Source organism: Starkeya sp. ORNL1, assembly GCF_012971745.1.
Classification (GTDB): Bacteria; Pseudomonadota; Alphaproteobacteria; order Rhizobiales; family Xanthobacteraceae; genus Ancylobacter.
The window spans coordinates 1,244,339-1,260,677 of record NZ_CP048834.1 but is presented as its reverse complement, the minus strand read 5'-3'; the positions used below and the strand labels follow the sequence as shown (position 1 = coordinate 1,260,677).

The window sequence follows — 16,339 nt, the reverse complement described above, 5'->3', positions numbered from 1 at the left end:
CGGTAGGAACATTGGGACGAAAACGGTGAAGGCTCGCCAGTGGGTCGGTCGGAACACCAGCGAAACCTCCACCGTCACGTGCCGTAGAGGATAGATCGCTAGAGCACGGCGCACCCTAGCGGGGGTACCTTCGGCTTCATTCCATCAATTGATGGATTTGAGACTTTTATCGCGGGATGGCGATGGGCGTGACTGTTCCTGCTTGTCGTCTGAACGAAGCAGCCTTGCCTCCCTTAGACGAGCGGTCTTCGCGGCATCTTTAGACCGACGCATATCCTCCTCCCGCATCACGAGGTCGGTGACTTCGGCAAGCGAGGTCTTTTTGAGCGCGTTTGGGTTGATGCGCCTCGGTTCCTTGAACAAGCTTATTACCGCCGCCTCCTTTCGCAGTGGCTTTAGTTGGTCATGCTGCCGGGCTGGTGGACGAGTCGCGTCGCCCTACTTCAGCTCGTCGCCCTCGCCGCCAGTTTCGCCATACCGCGCCAGCACCAACGGGCCATCGCCGGCCCATGCAACGGCCAGCACGCCTGCACAGTTCGCCTGCATCCAGCCGGCCACCTCGATCGCGACCGGAGCGCTGCTGACAGCTATGGGCGCGCCCGGCCGGAGCGAGGTGGCGAGGCGTTCGATCGGGATTACAAATACGCCGGTTTCGAATGCGGCGCTTCCGCCAGGCCTTCCACGGCCCGGCGTATGGCACGCCACGTCTCGGTAAACATTTCAGCGCCCGATGAATGTGTGACGGGCGCCCAAAATGGGGAATGCCCGATCGTTTTTGGGCGCGGGCATTTATGCTGCCGCGAATACAGATAGCATAGGCCCTAGCATCCAGAATGTCGCTGGCGATTTCGGCTTAACACCTCAACGTGCTGAGGTCGGACTGAAGTCTCCTCCTAAACTGCGGGGTTTCCTCATTGCGGAAACAGTGCCTCCCGCAGCGATGAACGGCGCGCAACCAACCGATCATTCAGTCGCCAGCAATATCGCTGCCCTATGGCAGCAGGGCGTAATAGATCTAACCGCTGGAGGTTGTCGGCAAGCACCGCGTCGGCTTCGTCGACCCTTACCGCGTTGGGGTGCTCATAGACTGCTCGTCGCAGCAAGGCACGCTCTGCCAAGCTAAGGCCGGCGAGTTCGGCTTTGACGTAGCTGCTGCCATTTTCCTTCTTTGGCATTGATATACCGGCGCGGCACCATGGTGTGTTGCTGCGAACGGCGGCGCCGATGATGCCGACTCTGGCGCCGCCGCCCGTCCCGCGCCGGCTGGGAGGGGCGCAGCGACGGGAATCAATTCCGTAACGCAAGGAAAGTTCTAAGGAGCCGACGACTCGCGTAAGCTTAGCGCATGCAGCCCTATGAAATCGTCACCCGCCGGATAACGACCTATGCCGGAGTGCTTGCGGAAATCCCGTCAGACGCGCCAACCTACCTTCGCACATGGACCTGTCACGCCTTCTTTGTGCCAGGCGCCGCCGAGAAGGATCTAAAGGCCAAGGTGACAGAGCAGCATATCGACATTACCAAGGTCCACGGCGGATGCTGGATATACGGGCCGCGCTGGAAGCTTGAGCGCACCCTGTGGGCGTGCGCTCGATTCCCCATCCCATTCGCTAACGGCGCTCATGCAGGGCTGTGTTCGCCACATGGTCCTGCCGAATATGGACGTTATCTTTTTCCTGCGGCTAGCCGAAGTCGTTGATGACCCGACCTATCCATCCCACCTTGCGAATGTTCTGCGCTTCATCGCCTTTCGCGAGGAGCGTTGCGGCGAGAAATGAACGCGCCAGCCTTCTATAGCGTCTCGATCTGACAGAGCCGCGGCCTGGCGTCGTCAGCCGTGGGATAACAGATAAGGGTGCTCGAAGGCCCAAACCTATAGGCAGTCATCGGCTCGATCTGCCGCGATAGGCGGCACGGCATCGAGAGAGTTATGAGGCGCTTCATCGATTCCGCGAGCAGCTGTCCGACAGCGGCGCAGTTCAGATACATTGGGTTGCACGTATGAGGCGATCGAGGGGTCAAGGCGTGGCGGGCCTCACGGAGGTGACCATGAATCTTCGACAGCTCCGATATTTCGTCAGCGTGCTCGACGCGGGGAATATGACGAAAGCGGCTGATCGTCTTCATGTCGCGCAAACCGCACTCGGCATGCAAATCAGGCTATTAGAAGAAGACGTCGGCGTAGAACTTCTGGTACGACATTCACGCGGCGTCACCTCAACGCCGGCGGGAAGTTTGCTGTACGAGCGGGCGAGTGTAATTCTGAAGCTCATCGAACAGGTTCGACGGGAGGTCGCGGCTCTCGGCGGCGAGAGCACTGAATCGATCCGCCTGGGAACAACCCCCGCTCTTATGCCTGTCATCGGTCCCGAGATTGCGGTTACCGTCCGCGAGCGCCTCCCCAAGGTGGCGCTCAGCATGGTGGAGGCGATGAGCCATGTGCTGTTCGAACATCTCACACGGGGCGACGTCGACTTCATTCTAGCTTACGACGTTCCGGATCAGCCCCAAATCACCCGTACTGCGCTGCTTCAGGATGACCTGGTGCTTGTGAGCCTGCCCGGCCCGCACCGGGCCAAACCGGTTGCATTCGCAGATGCCCTTGAAGAAACTCTCGCCATGCCGGAACCGGGTGACACTGTGCGCGCAGCGGTGGCCAAACAGGCGGCCGAACAAGGCGTCGAACTCAGGGTGGTTTATGAGGTGCGCTCCGTATCCGCCATGAAAAGTCTCGTCAGCCGTGGAGCAGCGTGCAGCATCCTGCCATATTTTGCGGTCGCTGAAGAGGTGCGCAACGGCCTGCTCGAAGCGCGTCCCATTACCTTGCCCGCCGTCCGCCGCACGCTTTACCTTGCGTACGCGGCGCAACGTCCACGCTTTCGTAACGAAGCCGGCCTGACAGGTGCGGTCCGAAACTCCCTGCGAATGCTCTTCGATGTACTTGGGCCGCTGGCCCACCAAGTTTAGCTCGCTAGATCTTGCGATGGGCGGGCTCGCACTAATTCCGCGGGCTGGTATCGCTTAAACATTGTGGACGCATGGGCCCGACCTGATTGAGATAGCCGCCATCGGCTCAACCATGAGCTGACGATGTCCACTAGCCGGGGGGCGGATCGTGACGATGTCTGTAGCTCGATGCTCAGCAGAAAGTCGGTTGCCCAAGCAGGTTGGTTTGCTGGTTGGGCTGCTCGTCGCATGGCTTTCACTCGGGGCCAACGCGAACGCCCTCGATTATCCCGTTCGACAGATCAAGCTTGTCGTGCCGTTCATTGCAGGTGGTCCGGTCGATTTCCTGGGACGCGTAGTTGCCAAGGATATCTCGCAGAGGCTCGGCCAACCGGTCGTGGTCGACAATCAATCGGGGGCAGGCGGCGTAATCGGGACGGAATTTGTCGCGCGTGCCCCGGCCGATGGTTACACCCTCCTGCTCGCTATAAATTCTCAGACATTTGGTCTGCAGGGTTCGCGGGAACCCCACCTTGAAACTAGTTTTAGCGCTATCTCCACCATCGCCGTGTGGTCGCACGTGTTGGTGGTCCGCCCGGAGCTGCCGGTCCACTCGCTGACGGAACTGGTCGCGTATGCAAAGGCTAACCCTGGAGCGCTGACCTTCGGCTATGGCTTGAACACGCCGCCCCAGTTGCTGGGGGAAACCCTCAAGAGGTCGAGCGGCGTCGACATTCGCGGCATTCCTTATCGTGGTGGCGCGCAGGCCGTTGCCGACATGCTTGGCGGCCGGATCGACATGAACTTCGGCACATCAGCGATGCTGGCGCCGATGGTCCGAGAGGGCAAGCTACGGGCGATTGCCTATTCCGGCGCGCACCGGACCGCTGACCTGCCGGACGTACCAACTGTCACTGAGGCCGGCTTCCCGCAGCTCTCCTTCGATCCCGACGCTTGGGCAATGGTCCTCGCACCGACAGGAACCCCGACCGCCGTCGTCGACGCACTAAACACCGCGATTAACGAGGGATTGCGTGATGGTGATGTCCCCGCGCTCCTTGCAAAGTCCGGATACATACCTCGTACCGGCACGGCGGCAGATGCCCGCGCTTTTCTCGCCGCAGAGTCGCGCAAATGGCCGCCTGTTGCACAGGCAGCAGGTCTAAAAGCCGAGTAAAGCTCCCGTAAGCACCTCGCCGCGCCCAACTCAGCCACATTTGCACGCCTGCAAAACCGCCCGCAGCGACGGCAACGGCGACGTCCCAATGGGCAACGCGCTGCGGCGTCTATCCATGCCGCGGCTTCAACTACGTATTTCGCCAAGCAGGCCAGCGAGTTAATTCGGAGGATAGACGATGCGCGCCGACCTTATGTTCTCCTCGGCCACGGTGTCGGGCTTTGTATTCGGTCTTGGGCTAATCTTCTCTCTTGGCCCTCAGAATCTGATGCTTATCCGGGCGGGTATGCTGCGCAACCATCCCATGGCAGTCGCCTCGACCGGCTACGTGTCCGAGATTGCTTTGGTGGCCATGGGAATTGGTGGCCTCGGTACGGTGCTAACGCAGCATCCGACCCTATCTGGCACGCTACAGTTGGGCTGCGCGGGATTTCTAGCGTGGTGCGGCCTGCGCGTGCTGATCAGGGTCAGCCGAGCATCCGAGGCCGAGGTGCCGACCGAGGCCCGCGGATCCCGCTTCCGCGCAATCAGTTTGATGCTTGCGGTCACTTGGCTGAACCCATTGGCCTGGCTGGAGGTGATGTTTCTCGTCGGTGTTTTCTCGTCCGGATATGCCAGTGAGGCCCAAATAGGATTCGCATTCGGATTCCTCTCGGCTTCCGCAATCAGGTTTTACGGGTGGAGTCTGGCGGGGGTGGGATTGTCATCCAAGCTGAAGCTTCCAGCCTACCGAAGAAAGTTGGACGCGGTCGCTGGGGTAGTATTGATCTCTGCAGCCGTGGTTCTTTCGCTCAATATCTTGAATTCTGTTTAGTTTTCGTAGTATAATTATCATCGTTTCAAGAAATTGAGAGAATGTACAATGCAGAATGGCCTGTACAACGCCCGTTTTGAAGCGCCACTTGGACAAGGTTCGGGCGTCGTAATCGTCGCGATGGGTCAATTGGCGGAGGCGTTGTCCAAAACGGCTTGGAGCCATCGTCGTTGACTTGCCGCCGCGGGGAATCAACCAACAAGCTCGCGATGTCGGTGAAGGTATCGCCCCGGGCCTTTTGACGCCGCAGCGGTTCCTCCCCGGCTTGGGTATGCCGATTTTTCCGTCAGATGGCAGCTACGTAGCTGTGCGGCCTGAGGCTAGGAGTTGATTGCTGGCTGGACTTCCCGCCGGTGCCCGTGTGGAAGGTCAATGCGTGAGGCCCATCATCGCCGACGTGGTAGTGCTTCTGAACGCTGCGCTAAAGTGCACGGCTGGCGTTGCCCTTCATTAGGATTGGCCCGGTCGGCGATCCGCCTGCGGGCTCCAGCGTGACCTCGAAAAGTTGGTCCTGGCTTGTCACCAGCAGGCCTTCGATCTTCAGGTCAAGACTGCGCAGGGCATCGAACAGGCCGATGGAGACCGGACCGCGCGCGGTCAAACAAGGTCCATACCTGCAGCGACTTGCCTTCAGGGGCGCTCAGCGCTTCGAGCGGCACCAATGCGGTCCGGCCATCACGGTAGGCGTTCACGACCGCCGCTGGCCTGTTCTGGTCGGAGAGCAGGACGGCTACCATTACCGGTGTGCGTGCGGCATCCCGCATCAGGGTGTCTGTTTAAGACGGCGACGCTGGCAAGCGTTCGCTCGGGGACGTGGAGGGCGCGCTCGCCTTTCTCATGCTGCAGTCGCCAAGGGACTTCGTCGGGACAGAGGCTCACCACGCGGCCTGGATCGCGGCGCGAGACGTCGTCAATGGCGTCGCCGCTGCCGGCAAGTTCCGAGATGCATTTGTATTCGCGGCCAAGGAGGCTGGTGTGCTTGCGTAGGTGAGCCGCCCTCTAAAGGTACCAGCCGGCCGTCGGGATCCGGTGGCCCTCTGGCGCGTTATACTCGGCCATGAGCGAGACGGATTTACCCTATTGGAACGCAGACTTAGACAAACCTATCCTGTTGCGGGATGGAAAGGAGCTACGCACCCTGCATGAGGCCGTGGTGTTCCTCGAAGAACGGTTCATAGGCCAGCGTGGCGTTCAGCTCACCGGGGTGCTGCTCGCACTGAAATTCGCCGCTCGAACCGGCGCGGTGGCTGAGATTCTCGACGCTCGCCGTGTCGTAGAAATCCTGCTTCGTGGTAACGACCTCGCGTAAACCGGGGAGTATGCCTCGGACCAATCCTGGAGCCCTACCGGAATACGAACAACCCATGTGGTTGCGCCGGAAATGTCGACAGCGCAATGTGCGTTCCCGACAAGGTCACCCATCGAGAGTATCAATGGCGCTCGTTAAGTCGACGAAGATATCCTCCGGCGCCGATAAGCGACGTCCCGTTTCCGAGGGCGCATCGGCGTCCGCCACGCCTGTTCCGGCTGCCGCGCCCAAGGCGCTCCCTGCGGTTCGCCCCTCAGCGCCAGTGGAACGACATGAAAAGGTTGCCGAACGTCTCGCCGCGGCGACCGAGGAACTCGCCAGCGGGCTTGCGGAGGCATCTGCTGCCGCCGAGGAGCTTCGCCGCTCCATGGAGCAGATTGCCAGCGGCGCCGAGGAGTCCGCCGGTGGTTCGCAGGAACAACTCGCGGCGATCCAGAACGTTACGGAGAACCTGAAAGCGGCACGTGCGCAGGCGGACATATCCCGCAAGCGTACGGAGGCGGTCCAGTTGGTCCTTGCCGAGGCCGCCATACAGATCACGACGTCCATTCGTTCTATTGAGCGGAACGCGCAGCGTCAGGAAGCATCTGTCGCCATGATCGCGCAGCTGGAAAGCCGAGCGCGGGACGTCGGCGAGATCACGCAGACCGTGGCCCGGATCTCCGACCAGACGAACCTTTTGGCGTTGAACGCGGCCATCGAGGCTGCGAGGGCCGGCGATCAGGGCCGCGGCTTCGCCGTCGTTGCTGACGAGGTGAGGGCGCTCGCTGAGATCTCCGAGCGTAGCGCGTCCGAGGTACAGCAACTCGCTACGACCATACAGTCGGAGGTGGGGGACGTTGCGGCCACCATCAAGGCCGCCGCTGAGGTTGCCGCCACCGAAGCCCGAACTGGCAAAACGGTGGTTGTTGCCCTCAACACGCTTCGCCAGGACATGAGCGCATTATCCGAAGGCAGCGAGCGCATACTTCTCGCCGCCTTGGACGCGGAACGAGCCGCGATCGAGGCCCAGCGCGGTGCGGAGTTGGTAGCAGGCGCGGCTGAGGAGCAGGCCAGCGCTGCCAGCGAAGCCCAGTCGGCTGTCCAGCAGCAGGCGCTGTCGCTGGAAGAGGGACAGACGGCCGCGCACTCTTTGGCACGGGCGACGGAAGTCTTGCGCAAGCGCGACGGCGTTGGGGAGCAGGTCGAGCAGGTAGCCACAACGGCGGAAGAACTGTCGGCCACCATCCAGGAGCTCTCGAGCGCTGCCGCGCAGATCATGGCCGCCGTCGAGCAGATCAACCGGGGCTCGCAGCAGCAGGCCGGTGCCACTCAGGAGACCGCCGCCGCCCTGGCACAGATTGAGGCGAGTGCGGGTATCGCGCAGGACAAAGCCGTCGCCGCAAATGACGGTGTCGCTACAGCGCAGGCCGCACTCAGGGATAGCCGGCAGACGATCGAAAAACTCATGAACGGCGTTGCGACGGCTCTCGAAGGTACACAGACCAGCCTCGCTACGATCGAGCGGCTCGAGGGCATGGGCCGTGGGATCGAGAAGATCGTCGATGCCATTGCGCTGGTAGCGGTCCAGACCACCATGCTGGCAGTCAGCGGCGCCGTGGAGGCGGCTCGGGCCGGCGAGACAGGGCGAGGGTTTGCCCTCGTTTCAGGTGATATCCGCTCGCTGGCGCGGGAGTCTTCGGAAAGTGTCGGTCGGATAAAGGACACGGTGCGCACGATCCTCGATCAGATCTCGTCGCTACGCCGCGATTGCGAACAGAGCATCCTAACCGCCGAACTTGAGGTTCAAAGCAACCGTTCGATCTTTGGATCGCTGGAACGCCTCGATGGCGATGTTGCCGCCATGAGCGGGGCCAACGCGGCCATCCTGGATGGTGCGCGAGCCATCATGAGCGCGGCGGCGCAGGCGGCTGGGGGAGCCCGGCAGATCGCGGCGGCGGCCGAACAGGCGAGCTCGGCCTCTCGCCAAGCCGCAACGGCCGCCTCGCAGCAGGCACGCGGCGCGGAGGATCTCGCCGCGGCCATCGAGGAGATTGCCTCTCTCGCCGACGAATTGAAGCAGCAGAATGGATAAGCCCGCCCACCGGCCCGTGGGAGGGGGCGCGGGGCACCGCAGGTTTCTGACCTTCCGCATCGCTGCCGATTTTTACGCGCTGCCGGCAGATGAAGTGGCCGAGGTGGTCCGCGTGCCGGCGGTTGCGCGCGTGCCGCACGCTCCACGGGGCCTGATGGGTATCGGCTATCTGCGCGGCTCGCCGGTACCCGTCGCCAGCCTGCGCGCATTGCTCGGCTATGAGGATGCCGAAGACACCTCGCGGGCACGTGCTATCGTGTTGAGCGGCGCCGCGCCCGTGGCACTCGCGGTCGACTTCGTCGATGCCTTGGTAGTCATCAACTCCGATGAGGTGAAAGACGCGCTTGCCAGCGGCGTGGCCCGGCCCGATGAACGCTTGAAGGGCGTGTTCCGGTTCCACGATGACCGCGACATGGCGAAGGTGCTCGATATTCATCACCGGCTGGCGGAGGTCTTCGTTCCACGAAGCCGGCCGGCTCGCGCCCCTGCGCCGACCGCCGCGTTTGCTTCGCCCGCGACTGGCAACAACGCTGCCGATGGACTGCGCTTAATCAGCTTCGAGGTCGCGGACCAAGAATATGCACTTGCCATCGACGCGGTCCTGGAGATCGTGCCGATCCCGGCGACGCTGATGAAGGTGTCGCACCGCGAATCGCAGTCGCTTGGCGTCATGGCGTATCGCGAAGGGTTGCTGCCGCTGTTCTCGCTGCGTTGCCTGCTCGACCTTCCCGCTCCGGACAGGATGCACGGAAGTGAGAAGGTTGTCGTGGCCAAGATTGGCTCGATCCCTGTTGGGATCGTGGTCGATCGCATGCGCGCCATCATTCCCGCCGAGCACAGCATGATCGAGCCGATACCGGCGGTCCTAGCCGCGCGGATCGGCGGGGAAAGCCGCGTCAAGGCGATCTACCGCGGCGAGGCCGGCCGCCGCCTGATCTCGATCCTTGAACCTGAATCGCTGTTTCGGGAGGAGGTCATGCAACGCCTCGGTTCGCAACGCCATGATCCGCAGCGCGGAATCGGCAGCGACACGACGCACACCGGGTGCGCGTCGGCAAGGGACGTGCAGTTCCTCGTGTTCCGTTTGGGCGAGGACGAATATGGATTGCCCATCGATGCCATCGACGAGGTTACGCATCTACCCGGAAAGGTCACGCGAGTCCCAAAGACGCCCAAATTCCTCGAAGGCGTCATAAATCTTCGAGGCGAGGTGTTGCCCGTCATCGACCAGCGCCGGCGTTTCGACCTGCCCGCGAGCAAGGACGACACGCGTCGCCGGATCGTCGTAGTGCGCACCAAACGGCATCGTGCGGGCATCATTGTCGACAGCGTCACCGACATTCTGAGCAGTAGCGCGGATGCCATCGACCCCGCGCCCGACCTGACCGGCGAAGCCACTCGGCTGGTGTCTGGCATCCTCAATCTTCACTCGGTCGGCCGCATCGTCCTCATCCTCGATCCTGCCGAACTGCTGACGAGGGCGGAACGCGGGCTTCTGGATAGCTTTGCTGCCAAGACCAGACAGATCGATCCGTGATCCGTCTCCTGGTGGTGGACGATTCAGCCCTCGTGCGGAAGCTTCTCGGCGCAGTGTTCGCGCAGGAAGTTGATTTCGAAGTACGCTTCGCTCGGGACGGCTTCGAGGCGGTCGAGCTGAACCGGTCGTTCGCTCCCGATGTGGTCACTCTCGACCTTAACATGCCGCGCATGGACGGCCTCGCCTGCCTAGATCGGCTGATGATCGAACGGCCATGTCCGGTGGTGATGGTGTCCTCCTATGCCACAGCCGACACCGAGGCGACACTGGAGGCTTTCCGGCTGGGCGCGATCGATTTCGTTCCCAAGCCCACCGGCGCCGTATCGCTCCACATCGGCGAATGGGCGCCGCAATTGGTGGCAAAGGTACGTGGCGCGGCGGGAGCACGGGTGAAGGCCAGCGCGCGTCTTCGCGAGCGGGTCCGCCACCGCATCGGCAATGCCGGCACGGACACCCGCAGTACGACGGCGGCGCCGCGCCGGCTGAAGCGGCCGGTGGGTGAGGGCTTGGTCCTGATCGGCACATCGACTGGCGGCCCGCCCGCGCTGGAAGCCCTGCTAACAGCCCTGCCGGCGAACTTTCCCTGGCCGATCCTGGTCGCCCAGCACATGCCGGCGAGCTTTACCGGCGCGCTGTCGCGAAGGCTCGACGGCATATGCGCGCTGTCCGTCGTAGAGGTTAGGCAACCGACGCCGCTTCGGCCGGGCACGGTCTATATCGGCGTCGGCGATGCCGACCTGATCGTCGCCCGTCGCGCCGCCGGCCTGGTGGCGATGGCGGCTCCCGCGCATGCGCACTACCTTTGGCATCCCAGCACGGATCGCCTGGTGCGCAGTGCCATGGAGCATGTCTCGCCCAGCCAGCTCGTCGGCGTCCTCATGACCGGCATGGGCAATGACGGCGCCGATGCCATGGCCTTGCTGCAAGCCCAGGGTGGCGGCACCATCGCCGAGGCGGAGGAGACCGCGGTCGTATGGGGTATGCCGGGAGAGTTGGTGAAGGCGGGAGGGGCCGATTGGATCGTGCCGTTACCGCAGATTGCCGCGCGCCTACAGAAAATGGTGCCATGACATGCCTCTGATCCGGAAGAACACGGTCTCCGCGTCGCCCGAGGCTCCGTTTGATCTGGAGGCCGCGCGTTCCGCGCTCGGCCATGGCAATGTGGAGGAGCGCTGGCGTGCCGCGCGTGCTTTGCTCGCCATGCCCGGCGGTGTGACCATTGCCGGGGCTGCTTTGGCCGGCGAGAGCGACGCCCGGGTGCGCGAAGTCATTTTCACCGGTCTTGCTCGCAGCCCGACGGTGGAAGGCGCCGAAATCCTGCTGGCGCTGCTGCGCTCCGACGATGTCGGTCTGCGTACCGGATCACTCGACGCGATGCGGACAATGCCCGACCTCGTCGCCGCGCGCCTTCCTGCACTGCTCGCCGACGCCGACCCGGACGTCCGCCTGCTGTCGTGCGAGCTGGTGCGCGGATTACCCGCCGGCGAGGCGACGCGGCTTATGTGCGAACTGTTGGAACGCGAAGACCAGCCGAACGTTTGCGCTGCGGCAGTGGACGTCCTTGCGGAAATAGGGGAGCCACAGGCGCAGCCGGTATTGGAACTCTGCGCCGAAAGGTTTGCCGGTTCGCCCTTCCTCGCATTCGCGATCGAGATTGCCGTGAAGCGCTTGAGAAAACCATCCAATGCCAACCGCGACTGACGGCAGGGTCGTGAGCGAGGATGAGTTTGGACGGCTCTGCGAGTTTATCTATCGCCGTACCGGGATGGTTTTCACCGAGGCCAAGCGCTATTACGTCGAACGCCGGATTTATGATCGCATGATCGAAACTGGCACGACTTCCTTCGCCAGCTATTTCGCCCGGTTGCGCGCCGACGTTGCCGGCGAGGTCGAGCATTTCATAAACGCGTTTACCGTGAACGAGACATATTTCTATCGGGAAGAGCAGCAGCTCCAGTGCCTGACGACCGATCTTCTGCGGGACCGCACGCGCGCCCGCGGCCGAGGGGATACCATCCGCATCTGGTCGGTGCCGTGTTCGACCGGGGAAGAACCTTATTCGATCGCCATCTGGCTGCTCGAGAACTGGCCGCAGGTCGATTCCTACAACATCGAGATCGTCGGCTCAGACATTGATACGCGCGCGCTCGAGGCGGCGCAGCAGGGACTTTTCGGTCGCCGAGCCCTGATGAGGCTCTCGGACAAGCTGATCGCAAAGTATTTCGAACCGGTCGGTGAGGAACGCTGGCTGGTTCACCAGGATTTGAGGGATTCCATCAGCTTCTCACCGGTGAATCTGGTCCAAATCGGCCAGACCCGTGCGCATGGCATGTTCGACGTCATTTTCTGCCGCAACGTCCTGATATATTTTGATGACAGCTCGCGGAGGGTGGCTGCGGAAAACCTTTATGAAAATCTATTGCCTGGGGGGTTCATCTGCCTCGGTCATACCGAATCCATGAGCCGCATATCGCCGCTCTTCGAGGTGTGCCGATACTCCGACGCCATCGTATACCGGCGGCCGGCGGAGCGTGCCAATGGCTGATGCGGTGGGCAAGCGCGTGCTGGTGATCGACGATGCCAGCTTGGTCAGGCGGTATTACCGCGAAGCTCTGGAGCACGGCGGTTTCGAGGTCGACGAAGCATTGAATGGCCTGGAGGCCATGGAGAAGTTGCTGCTGGCAGAAGTCGACCTACTCGTAGTGGACGTCAACATGCCGCGGATGGATGGCCTGACCTTCCTCAAGGTTTTGAGACGGCAGGAATCCTCGATCGCTTCCATTCCCGCGCTGATCACCAGCACCGAGGCGGCACCGGAGGATATCGAAGCTGCGCGTGAGGCCGGGGCAAATTTCTATTTGGTGAAGCCGTTGAGCCAGGAGGGGCTGCTCCACTATGCTCGCATGCTGTGCGGGGTGCCTTCATGAACGAGTTCATGGAGCAGTTCCTCATCGAGGCGCGCGAACTCGTCGAGCAAGCCAACACCGATCTGCTTGCCATGGAGGAGCGACCCGGCGATGCGGACGCCATCGACGGCGCATTCCGGGCCTTCCACACCTTGAAGGGGGCAGCTGGCATCATCGAGTTTCCCGCGATGGAGCGGGCGGTCCACGCCGCCGAAGAGGTGCTGTCCAAGGCCAGGAGTGGCGCCGAGCCGGCCACTCAGCTTTCGATAAGCCGCTGTCTCTCGTGCCTCGACCAGGTCGCGCGCTGGCTCGATATGATGGAGGAAACCGGCGTCGCCCCGGACGGGGCTGAAGCCGCCGATGCGGTCGTCGCACTCTTTGCAAGCTATGCCGACGATGACCGTCCGGCGGCGTCGCGGTTGGACGCTTGGTTACGGGATCTTTGGCTAAAAAGCCCTACGATGCGGGCGCAGGCGCGATGCGCTGTGCTCTACTCTCCGGATCCCGACTGTTTCTTCGAAGGAGAGGATCCGCTTGCGCGCTTCGAGTCGGATGGCAATCTCCTCGCCATCGACCTCGTACCGCGCGATGCAGCCCGGATCGTGGGCGACATCAATCCCTTCACCTGCAACCTGCTGATCTTCGCCGTCACAGCGAGTTCAATGCAGACGGTCGCCGCGAGGCTGCGAACGGCTATCGGCGAGGTCGATCTGCATGAGCTGTCGCCCCCGGTTGGGGAACTGCCGCGGATGGCACGCGACCTCCTGGCCGCCCAAATCGATATCCTCCGAGGAGCGCGCGACGACGGCTTTGTCGGGCGGGCCGGCTCCGTAGCACGGCTCGCGGTCAATGTGCTGCATGCCGCCGGGAGAGACGGCGACGCTCATGTCATCGCCGACCTCGCCCGTAATGCGCCGGGCGACGACTATCGTTCGCTTCTTGAGGCGCTCGAGAACCTGGCAACCCTAGAGAACATTCCGTCGAGCGGGCCTGGAACATTGCCGCACGAGGCGCCGCAATCGCCCTTGTCGCCCCAAGATCAGGGCGCGCGGTCGCTTCGTGTCGATGTCGAGCGGATCGAGGCGCTGGTGCGCTTGGCCGGCGAGTTCACCGTCCTGAAGAATGCCGTGGGGCACACGGCTCGCCTTGCGGAACGCGGCGGCGACCTTCGCGGGGTGTCGGCCCTACTTAAGGATCAGCATGGTCGGCTAGGCAGGATGGTGGAAGATCTCCAGCACGCAGTGCTGAGCATGCGCGTCCTGCCGCTTCGCCATGTGTTCCACAGACTTCCGCGCCCCGTGCGCGACATGGGCAACGCGTTGGGAAAGTCGATCAGGCTCGACATCGAAGGCGACGAGACGGAAGCAGATAAGGCCGTCGCCGAAGCCCTCTTCGAGCCAATTCTCCATGTCCTGCGCAACGCTGCCGATCATGGCATCGAAAGCCCGGAAGGCCGGATCGCCGCAGGCAAGCCCGCTACTGGTGTGATCAGCCTGCGGGCGTGGCGGAATGGCGACCATCTCATTGTCGAGGTGGCAGACGACGGCCGTGGCATCGACGTCGCGCGGCTTCGTATCGTCGCTGCGGAACGCGGCGTGGCGCCGGCTGCGACGATCGCGGCGATGGACGACGCCCAGGCCATCGAGCTCATCTTTGTGCCGGGCTTTTCCACGGCGGCAAACATCACCGGCTATTCCGGGCGCGGGGTTGGGATGGATGCAGTGCGTGTGGCCGTGGAACGCTTGGGGGGCCGGGCGGGGGTGGAAAGTCGCCTCGGACATGGCAGCACGGTTCGGCTTACCCTTCCTTTCACCGTCATGAAAGCCCAGGTGATGACCGTCGAGGCTGGGGGACAGATCCTGGGCATTCCCCTCGAAGCGGTAATCGAGACCGTTCGTGTGCCCCGGACCGCGATCTCGGCGATCGGCGCGGCGCACGCTTTCGTGTGGCGGGAGCGGACAGTTCCCCTTTTCAACCTAGCGCAGGCTTTGGGTCTGGAGCGCGCTGCGCCGCTGGCCACCGAGGCAGTGGTTGCGATCACCATCGCCGCAGGCCAGGTGAACGGTCTGGAGGTGGAGCGGGTAGGGGAGCGCATCGATGTCATGCTGCGGCCGATGGAAAGCATATTGTCGGGATTGCCCTGCGCGGGCACCACATTGCTTGGCGACGGGCGCGTCCTCATCGTCCTCGATCTGCACGAGTTGCTTCTATGACGGTAAGGCTGCATGACAACGCGGTGATCGTTCTGGAAGGCGTGTGCCAGGTGGACGAGGCCGAGCAATTGCTGCGTCATCTTCAGTCGTCCCCGGGCGCCGGAGTTGACTGGACGACTTGCGATCGGGCGCACACCGCGGTCATCCAGATCCTTCTCGACGCCCGGCCGGCCATGATCGGCGCGCCCAAGGGGATCTTCCTACGTAAATTCGTGGCGCCGCTTCTTGGGAAAACGGATTCACGGTAGGCAGGTTCGGATTGAGGACCGGATGCATGTTAGGTAGGACGTCGCAAGCGCCGCCAGAACCCGGATTCCAGACAGAATGAACTATCAGGTCCTTATCGTCGACGACAGCAAACTGGCCCGCATGGCCATCGGCCGGGCGCTGACCCGACTCTATCCGGACTGGACCCAGCTGGAGGCCAAGAACGCCGATGAAGCGCTGGAGCTGGCGCGGACGGCGAGCGTGGACATCGCCTTGCTTGACTTCAACATGCCGGGACGCGATGGCCTGCAGCTCGCCGCTGAACTTCAGCACGTCGCTCCGAACGCCATTATCGCCTTGGTTTCTGCGAACAGCCAGAACGAGATCGTGGCGCAGACCCGAAACCTGGGCGCGACTTTCCTGTCCAAGCCGCTGACAGAGCCTGCTCTTGCCGAGTTCCTGCGCCTGACGCTGCAACGGAAGGGGGATGTGTGACCCCAGGAATTACCACTCCGCTGACTGAGCTGCAGATCGATGCGCTTGTCGAGCTCGTCAATATTGGCGTGAGCCGAGCGGCTGCCAGCTTGCGGGAGTTGGTAAACCAACAGGTCCTTCTATCGGTGCCCAATGTCGCCTTGGTCAGCCGCCGCGACGCGATCGAGATCATCGGAAACCACGAGGCCAAGCAGCTTGTAGCGGTACATCAGGTGTTTGAAGGCGACATCACCGGTCGGGCGCTGCTGATTTTTCCCGAAACCAACAGCCTCGAGCTGGTGCGAGCGGTAACCGGCGGCGAGCTGCCATTGGAAGACATCATCGATCTCGAACAAGAGGCCCTCGCGGAGACCGGCAACATAATCCTCAATGGTTGCCTGGCCACCATTGCCAATTTGCTGCATCGCAATCTGAAAATGTCCCTGCCTGAGATACTGCGCGGCCGGGGACAGGATCTCTTCAATCTCGCGCCGCCGCCGGAGGCGGGCGACGTCGTCCTGTTCCTCTATATAAATTTCGCTGTGCGCGAGCGGGATATTCGCGGTTATATCGCCATGCTCATGGACATGCCGTCGCTCGAGGCACTGCGTGGCCTGCTGGACGAGTTCATAGAGCGTGTGGCGGGTGAAACGGCTCCAGAGACAGATGGCCCCGGCTGACG

Annotated in this window: 16 protein-coding genes; 14 read left to right on the top strand and 2 right to left on the bottom strand. The window is 62.6% G+C overall.

Features of this window, described 5'->3' with window-relative positions:
- Positions 1–911: 911 nt before the first annotated feature.
- The gene (locus tag G3545_RS06135; protein WP_170010808.1) at positions 912–1,175 is read right to left on the bottom strand and encodes a hypothetical protein; all 264 of its coding nucleotides are present in this window, start codon (positions 1,173–1,175) and stop codon (positions 912–914) included.
- A gap of 874 nt (positions 1,176–2,049) precedes the next feature.
- On the opposite strand from G3545_RS06135, the gene G3545_RS06130 reads away from it, so the two are divergent.
- From G3545_RS06130 to G3545_RS06120, 3 genes are all read left to right on the top strand, one after another.
- Positions 2,050–2,967 carry a LysR family transcriptional regulator gene (locus G3545_RS06130; RefSeq protein ID WP_170010806.1) on the top strand — a complete coding sequence of 306 codons (918 nt, stop codon included), beginning with the start codon at positions 2,050–2,052 and terminating at the stop codon, positions 2,965–2,967.
- A 187-nt stretch (positions 2,968–3,154) separates the two neighbouring features.
- Positions 3,155–4,123: a tripartite tricarboxylate transporter substrate-binding protein gene (locus G3545_RS06125; RefSeq protein ID WP_170010804.1), complete on the top strand. Its 969-nt coding sequence runs from the start codon at positions 3,155–3,157 to the stop codon at positions 4,121–4,123.
- A gap of 178 nt (positions 4,124–4,301) precedes the next feature.
- A complete protein-coding gene (locus tag G3545_RS06120; protein ID WP_170010802.1) occupies positions 4,302–4,937 on the top strand; it encodes a LysE family transporter in 636 nt (211 codons plus the stop codon).
- A gap of 421 nt (positions 4,938–5,358) precedes the next feature.
- On the opposite strand, the gene G3545_RS29625 is transcribed toward G3545_RS06120, so the two are convergent.
- On the bottom strand, positions 5,359–5,538 hold the full coding sequence (locus G3545_RS29625; RefSeq protein WP_246702710.1) for an anti-sigma factor: 180 nt from the start codon (positions 5,536–5,538) through the stop codon (positions 5,359–5,361).
- Positions 5,539–5,994: 456 nt separating this feature from the next.
- On the opposite strand from G3545_RS29625, the gene G3545_RS06105 reads away from it, so the two are divergent.
- The 11 genes from G3545_RS06105 (at position 5,995) to G3545_RS06055 (ending at position 16,337) form a co-directional block, all read left to right on the top strand.
- Positions 5,995–6,246: a hypothetical protein gene (locus G3545_RS06105; protein WP_170010798.1), complete on the top strand. Its 252-nt coding sequence runs from the start codon at positions 5,995–5,997 to the stop codon at positions 6,244–6,246.
- Between the two features lie 124 nt (positions 6,247–6,370).
- Positions 6,371–8,320 (top strand): methyl-accepting chemotaxis protein, encoded by a 1,950-nt coding sequence (locus G3545_RS06100; protein WP_170010796.1) that lies wholly within the window; start codon positions 6,371–6,373, stop codon positions 8,318–8,320.
- Positions 8,313–9,857, top strand: coding sequence for a chemotaxis protein CheW (locus G3545_RS06095; protein WP_170010794.1), 1,545 nt, complete (start codon positions 8,313–8,315; stop codon positions 9,855–9,857). Before G3545_RS06100 ends, G3545_RS06095 begins: the two co-directional genes overlap by 8 nt.
- Complete coding sequence (gene cheB / locus G3545_RS06090) at positions 9,854–10,927, top strand: chemotaxis-specific protein-glutamate methyltransferase CheB (RefSeq protein WP_170010792.1); 1,074 nt, start codon at positions 9,854–9,856, stop codon at positions 10,925–10,927. Before G3545_RS06095 ends, cheB begins: the two co-directional genes overlap by 4 nt.
- Position 10,928: 1 nt before the next feature.
- A complete protein-coding gene (locus G3545_RS06085) occupies positions 10,929–11,558 on the top strand; it encodes a HEAT repeat domain-containing protein (RefSeq protein ID WP_170010790.1) in 630 nt (209 codons plus the stop codon).
- 10 nt (positions 11,559–11,568) lie between these two features.
- A complete protein-coding gene (locus G3545_RS06080; protein ID WP_246702709.1) occupies positions 11,569–12,402 on the top strand; it encodes a protein-glutamate O-methyltransferase CheR in 834 nt (277 codons plus the stop codon).
- Positions 12,395–12,784 (top strand): response regulator, encoded by a 390-nt coding sequence (locus tag G3545_RS06075; RefSeq protein ID WP_170010786.1) that lies wholly within the window; start codon positions 12,395–12,397, stop codon positions 12,782–12,784. Before G3545_RS06080 ends, G3545_RS06075 begins: the two co-directional genes overlap by 8 nt.
- The gene (locus G3545_RS06070) at positions 12,781–14,976 is read left to right on the top strand and encodes a chemotaxis protein CheA (RefSeq protein WP_246702708.1); all 2,196 of its coding nucleotides are present in this window, start codon (positions 12,781–12,783) and stop codon (positions 14,974–14,976) included. The genes G3545_RS06075 and G3545_RS06070 overlap by 4 nt, the downstream gene beginning before the upstream one ends.
- A complete protein-coding gene (locus tag G3545_RS06065) occupies positions 14,973–15,224 on the top strand; it encodes a hypothetical protein (protein WP_170010782.1) in 252 nt (83 codons plus the stop codon). Before G3545_RS06070 ends, G3545_RS06065 begins: the two co-directional genes overlap by 4 nt.
- 76 nt (positions 15,225–15,300) lie before the next feature.
- On the top strand, positions 15,301–15,678 hold the full coding sequence (locus tag G3545_RS06060; protein ID WP_170010780.1) for a response regulator: 378 nt from the start codon (positions 15,301–15,303) through the stop codon (positions 15,676–15,678).
- Complete coding sequence (locus G3545_RS06055) at positions 15,675–16,337, top strand: chemotaxis protein CheX (RefSeq protein ID WP_246702707.1); 663 nt, start codon at positions 15,675–15,677, stop codon at positions 16,335–16,337. The genes G3545_RS06060 and G3545_RS06055 overlap by 4 nt, the downstream gene beginning before the upstream one ends.
- Positions 16,338–16,339: the final 2 nt, after the last annotated feature.